This window comes from Rhodanobacter lindaniclasticus, assembly GCF_004799035.1.
Lineage (GTDB): Bacteria > Pseudomonadota > Gammaproteobacteria > Xanthomonadales > Rhodanobacteraceae > Rhodanobacter > Rhodanobacter lindaniclasticus.
Genome location: NZ_MWIO01000013.1, coordinates 213,236 through 223,862 on the forward strand (window position 1 = coordinate 213,236; position 10,627 = coordinate 223,862).

Sequence of the window (10,627 nt, forward strand, 5' to 3'; positions counted from 1 at the left end):
GGCAGGCAGCTTAACGGCTGCGTTCGAACCCGCCGCGATCGTGCATACGTATTCATGGACGCCGGCTGTCGCTTTGCAACATGACCCTGGCGTCGAGCGTATGGACGTCCAAACGCAAACCCACCCGGCTCGCCTCGCACCGCGCCGCACCGCCGTTTTCAGGGAAATTCCGCCCGCGGCGCGAATATCGCGTCGGTGCCGCCCGGCGCGAGCACCGGCAACGCGGCGAAATGCTTTGCGACGCGCCGCAACAGAATGAATACGTATGCATGAACGGCTCGCCCTCGCGCAGCCGTCCTAACATCGGCATCACGGAATCGGTCGCCGTGTGTCCGGCGGAAGCCGGCTACAACATTCCGGCCACCATCACGATCATCAAAAAGACTTGCAGCACCCTGGGAGGGGACAACGGTGATACTCAAACACAACGTGCTTGCCTTGGCGCTGGCGTCGGTCGGTTTCTGCGCATTCATTCCCGCCCACGCGGCCACCCCGCTGGCCGGGAGCGCAACCGCCGCGCAGGACACTCAAACCCAGGACGCCCAGACTCAGGATGCGTCCGCGACCGACACCAAGGTCGACAAGGACCGCCGCCGGTCCGCCAAGGACAACGCCAAGCAGCTGCAGACCGTCGAGGTCAGCGGCTTCATCAGCAGCATCGAGAACTCCACCGCGCTCAAGCGCAACGCCAGCAGCATCGTCGAGGCCGTCTCGGCCGAACAGATCGGCAAGCTGCCCGGCGTCAGCATCGCCGACACGCTCGGCCGCCTGCCCGGCCTGGCCGTGCAGACCGTCAGCGGTCGCCCGCAGGTGCTGACCATCCACGGCCTGGGCCCGGACTTCTCCACCGCGCTGATCAACGGCGGCCAGCAGGTATCCACCTCCAACAACCGCGACGTGCAGTTCGACCAGTATCCGTCGAGCTGGTTCGACAACGTGGTGGTGCACCTGACCCCGCAGGCCAACCTGATCGGCCAGGGCCTCACCGGCACGGTGGACATGCACACCATCCGCCCGCTGGAAAAGAGCGGCCCCGAAGCGGCGGTGAACGCGCACTACATCTGGGACGGCATGTCGCAGCTGTCCGACGGCCGCGGCGTCAGCGACAAGGGCTACAACCTCAACGGCGTGTGGGTGAACCAGTTCGCCGACCACACGATCGGCGTCACGTTGGGCGTGGACATCGAATCCAACCCCGCGCAGATCCAGCACCAGGCACCCTGGGGCTACCCGAGCGACGCCGACGGCAATGCCGTGATCGGCGGCTCGAAGAACTACGGCATCTCCGACACGATGAAGCGCCGCGGCGTGCTGGCCACCGTGCAGTGGCAGCCCAACGACCACTACACCGGCACCGTCGACCTCACCTACGACAACTTCAAGGAAGTGCAGCAGGCCAAGGGCATGGAGTTCCCGCTGTTCTGGGGCAACGCCACGCTGGCGCCCGGCAGCAACGTGCAGAACGACTTCGTGCAGAGCGGCACCTACGACGGCGTCAAGGCGGTCATCCGCAACGACTACAACAGCACCAGCGCGCGGGTCTACAACTTCAACTGGGACAACAAGTTCACCATCAACGAGGACTGGTCGATCGACGCCAACGCGAACTATTCGCGCGCCACGCGTGACGACATCAACCTCGAAAGCTATTCCGGCAGCGACTTCGGCGCGAACAACGGCGCCCGCGACAGCCTGGCCTTCTTCGAGCGCAACGACGGCCTGTTCTACGTCAACCCCTCGCTGGATTACGGCAGCGGCATGGTGCTGACCGACCCGCAGGGCTGGGGCGGCGGCAACGACGTGGTGCAGGCCGGCTTCATCAACGCGCCGCACACGGTCGACTACCTGGCCAACCTGCACCTGGCGGTGGAGCGCAGCTTCTCCAGCGGTCCGTTCTCCAGCGTGGAGTTCGGCGTGGCGCACAGCACGCGCGACAAGACCTACCACATCGACCAGAGCTTCCTGACCCTGGGCGGCGGCACGATCAGCGGCGGCAACGCCGTGCTGACCGCACCGTTCACCGGCACCAGCTGCAGCCCGTTGTCGTGGATGGGCGTGGGCGCGCAGACCTGCTACGACCCGTTCAGCCTGCTCGCCAGCGGCACCCTGGTCAGCGTGCCTACCTTCGGCTCCTCGCTGTCGATGCCGCCGAACTGGAAGGTGCGCGAGAAGACGCTCACCCCGTACTTCCAGTTCAACCTGGATACCTACCTCGGCGACGTCAGCCTGCGCGGCAACTTCGGCGTGCAGGGCCAGCACACCTCGCAGCGCGCGGTGGGCGAGCGCGTGGCGCCGGGCAGCGCGATCACCGGCAACGCGATCACGCTGATCCCGGTGGTGGGCAGCACCAGCTACAACAAGGTCCTGCCCAGCGCCAACCTGATCTTCGGCTTCGGCAGCAATGACGACCTGCGCGTGAGCGCCGCGCGCACCCTGGCCCGCCCGCGCATGGACCAGATGAACGCCAGCCTCGGCGTCAGCGGCGACATCACCCACCTGACCAGCACCGACCCGAACCAGGCCTACTTCAGCGCCTCCGGCGGCAACGCCAAGCTCAAGCCGACCATGGCCGACAACTACAACGTCAGCTACGAGCACTACTTCTCCGGCGGCAACGGCTACGAGTGCAAGGCCACCGACGCGAAGAACTCGGACATCTGCCGCAGCGGCGGCGGCGGCTACTTCGCGCTGTCGGGCTACTACCTGAAGCTGAGCGACTACATCAACCCGAACGCGGCCTACCTGTACGACTTCGCCTCGTTCCTGCCGTTCGGCCTGACCCCGGACCAGCAGGCCCAGCTCGGCACCACCCTGGGCACCGTCTCCGGCCCGACCAACGACGGCCACGGCTACGTGAAGGGCGCGCAGGTCACCTTGAACCTGCCGTTCAACCTGCTGACCCCGTCGCTCGACGGCCTGGGCGTGATCTTCACCGGCAACCGCACCGCCAGCTCGCTGGTGTATGCCGGCAACAGCAACCCGATCACGGTGCCGGGCCTGTCCAAGTGGGTCGCCAACGGCACGCTGTACTACCAGCACGACGGCTTCGAGGCCCGCGTCAGCGACAGCTACCGCTCCAGCTTCCTGGGCGAGGTGTCGGGCATCAGCGCCTCGCGCATCGAGCAGACCATCCAGGGCGGCAGCACCTACGACGCGCAGGTCAGCTACACGTTCGAGAGCGGTGCGCTGAAGGGCCTGACCCTGATCGCACAGGGTTCCAACCTCTCCAACAAGACCTTCATCACCTACCAGAACAACGACCCGCGGCAGGTGCTGACGTGGGAGCGTTACGGCCGCCGCTACGATATCGGCGTCTCGTACAAGTTCCAGTAAACGAGCACACACCTGCTCCCCTGCGGGCCCCGTTGGATGGATTCAACGGGGCCTTTTTTTGACAGGGGCGACCGGGCGGGTTACTGAACGCCGGGAGACGGACTGGGAACGAGGGCATGCAGGCGCAACCGATCCAACGCGTGGTGATCGTCGGCGGCGGCACGGCCGGCTGGATGGCTGCCGCGCTGCTCGCGCGGGCACTGGGCAAGGCGGTGCGGATCCGCCTGGTCGAGTCCGACGAAATCGGCATCGTCGGCGTGGGCGAGGCCACCATCCCGCAGATCCGCCACATCAACACCTTCCTCGGCATCGACGAGGACGACATGCTGCGCGCCACCCAGGGCACCTTCAAGCTCGGCGTGCAGTTGAACGATTTCGGGCGGCTGGGCGATTCCTACCTGCACGCCTTCAGCGACATCGGCCTGCCGCTGGGCCTGATCGGCTTCCACCATTACTGGCTGCGCGAGCGCCGGCGCGATCCGGCCAGCGACCTGTGGGCGTATTCGCTCAACACGCAGGCGGCGAACGAGCACCGCTTCGCGCGCATGGAGAAAGTCGGCGACACGCCGCTGGGCGGCATCAAGTACGCCTACCATTTCGACGCCGGGCTCTACGGCCAGTACCTGCGCAAGCGCTGCGACCCGGCGGTGGTGCAACGCACCGAGGGCAAGGTGGTCGAGGTCAGGCTGCGCGAGGGCGACGGCTTCATCGAATCGGTGCGGCTGGCCAGCGGCGAGACGATCGAGGGCGATCTGTTCGTCGACTGCTCGGGCTTCCGCGGCCTGCTGATCGAGGGCGCGCTGCACGCCGGCTACGAAAGCTGGCAGCACTGGTTGCCCTGCGACCGCGCGATGGCCGTGGCCTGCGCGCGCAGCGAGCCGCTGTGGCCCTACACCCGCGCCACCGCGCGCGCGGCCGGCTGGCAATGGCGCGTGCCGCTGCAGCACCGCACCGGCAACGGCCTGGTCTACGCCAGCGCGCACATGGGCGACGACGAAGCGGCCGCGACCCTGCTGGCCCACCTCGACGGCGAGCCGCTGGGCGAGCCGCGCCCGCTGCGCTTCACCACCGGCATGCGGCGCAAGGCATGGCAACGCAACTGCGTGGCGCTGGGCCTCGCCGCCGGCTTCATGGAGCCGCTGGAATCGACCAGCATCCACCTGATCCAGTCCGGCATCAGCCGGCTGCTGGCGATGTTCCCCGACCGCCAATGCGATCCGGTGCTGGTCGACGAATACAACCGCCAGACCCGTTTCGAATACGAGAGCATCCGCGATTTCCTGATCCTGCATTACAAGGCCACCGAGCGCGACGACACGCCGTTCTGGCGCCAATGCGCGGCCATGGACATTCCGCCCGGACTGGCGCGCAAGCTCGCGCTGTTCCGTGGCCACGGCCAGATCTTCCGCGAGCGCGAGGAGCTGTTCACCGAGGTCGCCTGGCTGCAGGTGATGATCGGCCAGCGCATCGAGCCGCAGGCCTATCACCCGCTCGCCGACGCGCTGGGCACGGCGCAGCTGGATGGATTCCTCACCGACATCCGCACCCTGGTCGGCCGCGCTGCCGCCAGCATGCCCGACCACGCCCGCTTCGTCGCCGACCATTGCCGCGCAGGTGACTCATGATTGAGCAAGACCATGGGGTTGATGCAGAAGATCCGGCGGGCAATGCCCGCCCTACCACCATCGCGCCGTAGGGCGGGCACTGCCCGCCAGCTGTTGCTGATCCAGCGAGGAGATTCACCCATGTCTACACGCCTGCGCTACGCCCTGTTCGGCCTGGTCGCCCTGCTTGCCATCACCAGCCCGTTGCAGGCGACGTCACCGGAGATGTCCGGTGATGCGCCTGCGGCATCCTCCGGCGTGTGGTACGAGATCTTCGTGCGCAGCTGGGTCGATACCAACGGCGACGGCATCGGCGACTTGAACGGTGTCACCGCGAAACTCGATTACCTGCAATCGCTGGGCGTCAGCGGCATCTGGCTGATGCCGATCAATCCCTCGCCCAGCTACCACGGCTACGACGTCACCGACTACCGCGGCATCAACCCCGAGTACGGCACCCTGGCCGACTTCGACCGCCTCCTGGCCGAGGCGCACAAGCGCGGCATCAGGATCATCATGGACCTGGTGATCAACCACAGCAGCAGCGAGCACCCGTGGTTCAAGGCCGCGCGCGATCCGGCCAGCCCGTACCACGACTGGTACCAGTGGTCGAACCAGCACACCGATCTCGACGCGATCAGCGCCACCGGTTCGCCCGCGTGGCACGCGCTGGGCAAACAGCACTATCTCGGCATCTTCGTCGACCAGATGCCGGACCTGAACTTCGACAACCCGGCCGTGCGCAAGGAGATGATCGACATCGGCCGGTTCTGGTTGAAGCGCGGCGTCGACGGCTTTCGCCTCGACGCGGCCCAGCACGTCTATTACGACTTCGAGAGCCAGCGCCACGACCCGAAGATCCTGGCGAAGAACCTCGCCTGGTGGAGCGAGTTCCGCCATGGCATCGACAGCGTCGACCCGCAGGCCTATGTCGTCGGCGAGGTCACCCGCGACACCGAGGCCGAGCTGGCGCCGTGGTTCAAGCCGCTCAGCGGCGTGTTCAACTTTCCGCTGGCCGTGCAGCTGATCGAAAGCGCCCGCAGCGGCCAGGCCGGCAAGCTGCCCGCGCTGCTCGACGGCACCACGCAGGCCTATCACGCGGTCACCGGCAAGTACGGCGTGGACGTGCCGTTCCTGTCCAACCACGACCAGGAACGCGTGATGAGCCAGCTGCACGACAACCCGCAGCAGATGCGCATTGCCGCCGCGATGCTGCTCACGCTGCCCGGCGAGCCGTTCATCTACTACGGCGAAGAACTCGGCATGCGCGGCAATAAGCCCGACCCCGACCTGCGCGAGCCGATGCGCTGGTATCGCGACCCGCAAGGCACCGACCAGACGCACTGGAAGGCTTTCAGTGCCGGCGACGGCCCGGACATCACCGTGCAAGCGCAGCAGGATGATCCGCACTCCCTGCTGACGCGCTATCGCGAACTGATCGGCTGGCGCCGTCACATCGGCGCCTTGCGTGATGGCGCGCTGACCACGCGCGACTTGGGCAACCCGCAATTAATCGCGTGGGAGCTGCGCGATGCGCACGGTGCAGTGCTGGTGGTGCACAACCTGTCCGGCAGCGCGCAAACCATCCGGCTCGCTGCGCACGACCTGCAACGCTATGCCGGCGTGCGCGCCCGTACCGAGGACGCGACTACGCTGGCGCAAGGTGTGCTGCACCTGCCGTCGTACGGCTCGGCGGTGCTGCAACCGGCATCGGCCAGCACCAAGTGAATCGCGAGAACCGCCACCACGGCAGGAGCCCGCTCGCGGGCGATGCTCTGGCTTTGCCGGATCCCGAACCCGCCATCCTGAGCTTGTCGAAGGGCCGAATCCCGAATTCCGGCCCAAGCGCATCGCACGCGAGCGGGCTCCTGCGGGAGGGACATGGCTCCCACGCGAACGCAAGCCTGCACCGACCCCACTGCGGAGCCCACTCATGATCCGATCGTCCGCCCTGCTCGCCGGCATCTTCGCCACGATGCTCGCGCTCGCCCCAGCCGTCCCGGCCATGGCCAAGGCACCCACCACCTCCTCGACAACGAGTGAGCGCATCGACATCCCCACCGACACCGGCGGTGTGCGCATCACCCTGCCCGCCGCCAACGTCGTGCACCTGAGCGCGCTCGTCGACGGCAAGTCGCCGGCACGTTCGATGGTGATCGACCCCGCGCTCGCATCCGCGCCGACCGGCACCGGCGAAGCGACCACGGCGCTCACGCTCGACTCGCCGCAGGTGAACGTGCGCTACGATCGCGCCGCGCACAGCCTGTCCATCGCCGACGCGCAGGACCACGTGCTGCTGCACATCGCCGACGTCAGCGCGCTGGCGCACGGCAAGCTCAGCCTCGGCCACGCGGCCGGCGATCCGATGTATGGCGTCAGCGGCTACGACGCCTTCACCAGCGATGTCGGCGCCGGCATGCTGCGCCAGGGCAAGCTGGAGGCCAAGGCCGGCGAGCAGGGCTGGGCCGGCGCGCCGCTGGCATGGAGCACCGCCGGCTACGCCGTGCTGGCCGACATCGACGGCGGCCACTTCATGCTGGCGCCCGCCAGCATCGACATCGCCGCACCCGAGGCGACGCCGCTGGGTGTCTACGTGATCGTCGGCGCGCCCAAGGCGATCTTCGCCGCGGTCGCCGACTTGAGCGGCCACACGCCGCTGTTCCCGAAATGGGCGATGGGCTTCACCAACAGCCAGTGGGGCATCGACCAGAAGGAACTCCTGCAGATCGTCGACACCTACCGCGCCAGGCACATCCCGATCGACAACTTCACCCTCGATTTCGACTGGAAGGCCTGGGGCGAGGACAACTACGGCGAGTTCCGCTGGAACCCCGCCAAGTTCCCCGACGGCCCCGGCGGCGCGCTGGCGAAACAGCTGCACGCGCGCGGCATCCAGCTCACCGGCATCATGAAGCCGCGCCTCCATGTCGACACGGTGGAGGGACGTTACGCGACGGAGCACGATTTCTGGGTGCCGGGCGAGAAAGTCAGCGACGACTACTTCTCGCACAAGCCGGTGAAGAACATCGACTTCGACATCCCCGCCGCGCGCACCTGGTTCGCCGAGCTGGCGATGAAGTACGGCTTCGACCAAGGCATCGTCGGCTGGTGGAACGACGAGGCCGACACCACCGGCAGCGACACCGAGTTCATGAACATGCAGCGTGCCTTGTATGAGGCACAGCGCGCGCAGAGCAAGCTGCGCGTGTGGTCGGTCAACCGCAACTTCTGGCTTGGCTCGCAGCGCTACGCCTACGGCCTCTGGTCGGGCGACATCGACACCGGCTTCGCCAGCATGGCCGGCCAGCGCGCGCGCATGCTCAGTGCGATCAACGTCGGCGCCATGCAATGGGGCATGGACGGCGGCGGCTTCAAGGGCCACCCGTCGAACGAGAACTACGCACGCTGGATCCAGTTCGGCGCGTTCACCCCGATCTTCCGCGTGCACGGCGCGTTCGACGAAAAACGCCAGCCCTGGGTCTACGGCCCCGTCGCCGAGAAATCCGCCACCGCGGCGATCCGCCTGCGCTACGCGCTGATCCCCTACATCTACAGCTACGAGTACGCCCGCCACGTCGACGGCGTCGGCCTGGTGCGTCCGCTGCTGTTCGACTGGCCGCACGATCCGAAGGTCGCCAACGACGTCGACAGCTGGCTGTTCGGCGATTACCTGCTGGTCTCGCCGGTAGTGCAGCAAGGCCAGACCGAAAAACACATCTACCTGCCCGCCGGCACCTGGCTCGACTGGTTCACCGGCAAGTCCTACGCCGGCGGCCAGACCATTACCCTGGCAGTGGACGCCACCCGCTGGAGCGACATCCCGCTGTTCGTGCGTGAAGGCGCCATCGTCCCGACCCAGGCGGTGCAGGACTACGTCGGCCAGAAACCCGTCACCGAAATCTCGCTCGACGCCTTCCCCACCGACCAGCGCACCAGCTTCGACTACTACGACGACGACGGCAGCACCTACGCCTACGAACACGGCGCGTACTTCCGCCAGTCGCTGTCCCTGCAGCAACACGGCGACACCGTGATCTTCACGACCGCCCTACCCGAGGGCAGTTTCCGGCCGGCGCTGCGCAGCTACCTGTTGAAGATCCACGGCTACGCCGCGCAGAACGTCAGCCTGGACGGCAAGCCGCTGGCCACGCAAGCCGACACGGCCGGTCTGCAAGGCGCCACCACTCCCGGCTGGGCCAGCGGCCACGACCGCTTCGGCGCCGTCACATGGGTGCGCCTGCCCGCCGGCAAGAGCGTGACGATCACGCTGCACGAGGGGCGGTAAACGCGCGGCGCCCGCACGCGGCGAGCTCCACACGCCACCTCCGCGAAGCACCTGCCCCAGCGGTCGAGGGATCGGCCAACCGGGTTCCCCGCAAAGCGAGCAGTCGAGCTTTCGCCTCTGCAGGAGTGGCGTCACCACGCCGGAAGTCCCGGCCGCCCCGCAGCGGCCGCGATCCAATGCACGGAAACGGAGCGCACACCGCTTGCGCCGGAACAGTCACAGCGTTTACGCCGTTACACCCTCATATGTGCACCGGTAATTCATACCGCCCGAAAAGTTGCTGATAACAACGAAAAGGGCCCGCACCAAGTTCCGCCCACCATCCGCAAGCCCATGATCCGGCGCAAGAATGCCTCGCTTGTGCGAGCACCCGCACCGCCGCATACTCGGCGCAACACCTCACTTTCGGGGGCTACTGAGCGTTAGGCTTTACAGGGGGTTCTGAATGTTCTGCGTTAAATGCGGGAATGAAGCAGTTGCGGAGGCGGCATTTTGTGGGCATTGCGGCACTCAAATGTCTGTTCTCGCAAGCGCACCGCCAGTTGGCGCAGCCACTGCGTCCTCAACGCCTCCACCCGTTTCGGTCATGGCCCCACCTGCGAATCAGGTTCGCCCTTGGGTGCGCTACTGGGCACGCATGTTCGATATCTACGTGGCTGCGATCGTCGTCGGCATCACGGTGGGCGTAGCCGCTCCTCACGCACTCGACCAACCAGGCAGCGACCAATTGTTTGGTGTTGCCGTCATCTTTTTTTGGGTCTTCATCGAGTCACTTCTTCTATCCACAATGGGCACCACGCCTGGAAAGTGGCTCTTTAAGACACGTCTTGTCGCCCCGTCAGGCGGAAAGCCGAGTTATTCCGCAGCAATCTCCAGAAGCTTCAAGGTATGGTGGCGTGGCCTTGGCATTGGATTCCCAATTGCAAGTCTTATCACGCTCATAGTGGCGCACGGAAACCTTACGAAAACTGGCATCACCACGTGGGACAGAGATGATGGCTTCACCGTTGTTCATGATCGCATCGGGCCGGTACGTATAATTTTTGCCGTCATAGCGTTTTTGTTGTTTTTCATTCTCGTTGTTATCGGCACTGTAGGCGCCGCCTAACCACTCATTCGAGGCGGACGGCTACGCCGCCGCTCAATTCCGGCGTTAGGCCTCATCGGAACAATCATGCTCGATCCCGAAAAAGTGCTCGCTGGCGCGCGCTCCGCGGTCAATTTCAATCCTCGCGACTTGGCCAGGGAATTGGCGGCTTACGGGGAGGAAAATGCAGCGGACAAGCTCCTGCAGCTAGACCAGCAAGCCATAGCTGCAATTGGTGTTCTTGCTTCCAGACACTATTCTGCGCCAGACAGGCCAATACTCGACAAGGCAATTTGCTTAGGGATGCTCTGATTTATT

The 10,627-nt window shown here is 65.9% G+C and carries 6 protein-coding genes; all 6 read left to right on the plus strand.

The features are described from left to right. Positions 1–411 precede the first annotated feature (411 nt). Complete coding sequence (locus B1991_RS04410; protein ID WP_136257482.1) at positions 412–3,333, plus strand: TonB-dependent receptor; 2,922 nt, start codon at positions 412–414, stop codon at positions 3,331–3,333. A gap of 116 nt (positions 3,334–3,449) precedes the next feature. Then, positions 3,450–4,958 (plus strand): tryptophan halogenase family protein, encoded by a 1,509-nt coding sequence (locus tag B1991_RS04415; protein WP_136257483.1) that lies wholly within the window; start codon positions 3,450–3,452, stop codon positions 4,956–4,958. A gap of 120 nt (positions 4,959–5,078) precedes the next feature. Next, positions 5,079–6,665, plus strand: a complete 1,587-nt coding sequence (locus B1991_RS04420) for an alpha-amylase family glycosyl hydrolase (protein WP_136257484.1) — start codon at positions 5,079–5,081, stop codon at positions 6,663–6,665. A gap of 205 nt (positions 6,666–6,870) precedes the next feature. Continuing rightward, complete coding sequence (locus tag B1991_RS04425; RefSeq protein WP_246031048.1) at positions 6,871–9,222, plus strand: glycoside hydrolase family 31 protein; 2,352 nt, start codon at positions 6,871–6,873, stop codon at positions 9,220–9,222. Between the two features lie 445 nt (positions 9,223–9,667). Beyond that, a complete protein-coding gene (locus tag B1991_RS04430; protein ID WP_136257506.1) occupies positions 9,668–10,330 on the plus strand; it encodes an RDD family protein in 663 nt (220 codons plus the stop codon). A 66-nt stretch (positions 10,331–10,396) separates the two neighbouring features. Then, entirely contained in the window at positions 10,397–10,621 is a 225-nt protein-coding gene (locus B1991_RS04435) for a hypothetical protein (RefSeq protein WP_136257485.1), read from the plus strand. Positions 10,622–10,627 lie beyond the last annotated feature (6 nt).

Excerpts from the sequence above, each read along its gene's own strand:
- B1991_RS04420 (WP_136257484.1), top strand. The coding sequence starts at position 5,079 with ATGTCTACACGCCTGCGCTACGCCCTGTTCGGCCTGGTCGCCCTGCTT.
- B1991_RS04435 (WP_136257485.1), top strand. The coding sequence starts at position 10,397 with ATGCTCGATCCCGAAAAAGTGCTCGCTGGCGCGCGCTCCGCGGTCAAT.
- B1991_RS04425 (WP_246031048.1), top strand. The coding sequence starts at position 6,871 with ATGATCCGATCGTCCGCCCTGCTCGCCGGCATCTTCGCCACGATGCTC.
- B1991_RS04415 (WP_136257483.1), top strand. The coding sequence starts at position 3,450 with ATGCAGGCGCAACCGATCCAACGCGTGGTGATCGTCGGCGGCGGCACG.
- B1991_RS04430 (WP_136257506.1), top strand. The coding sequence starts at position 9,668 with ATGTTCTGCGTTAAATGCGGGAATGAAGCAGTTGCGGAGGCGGCATTT.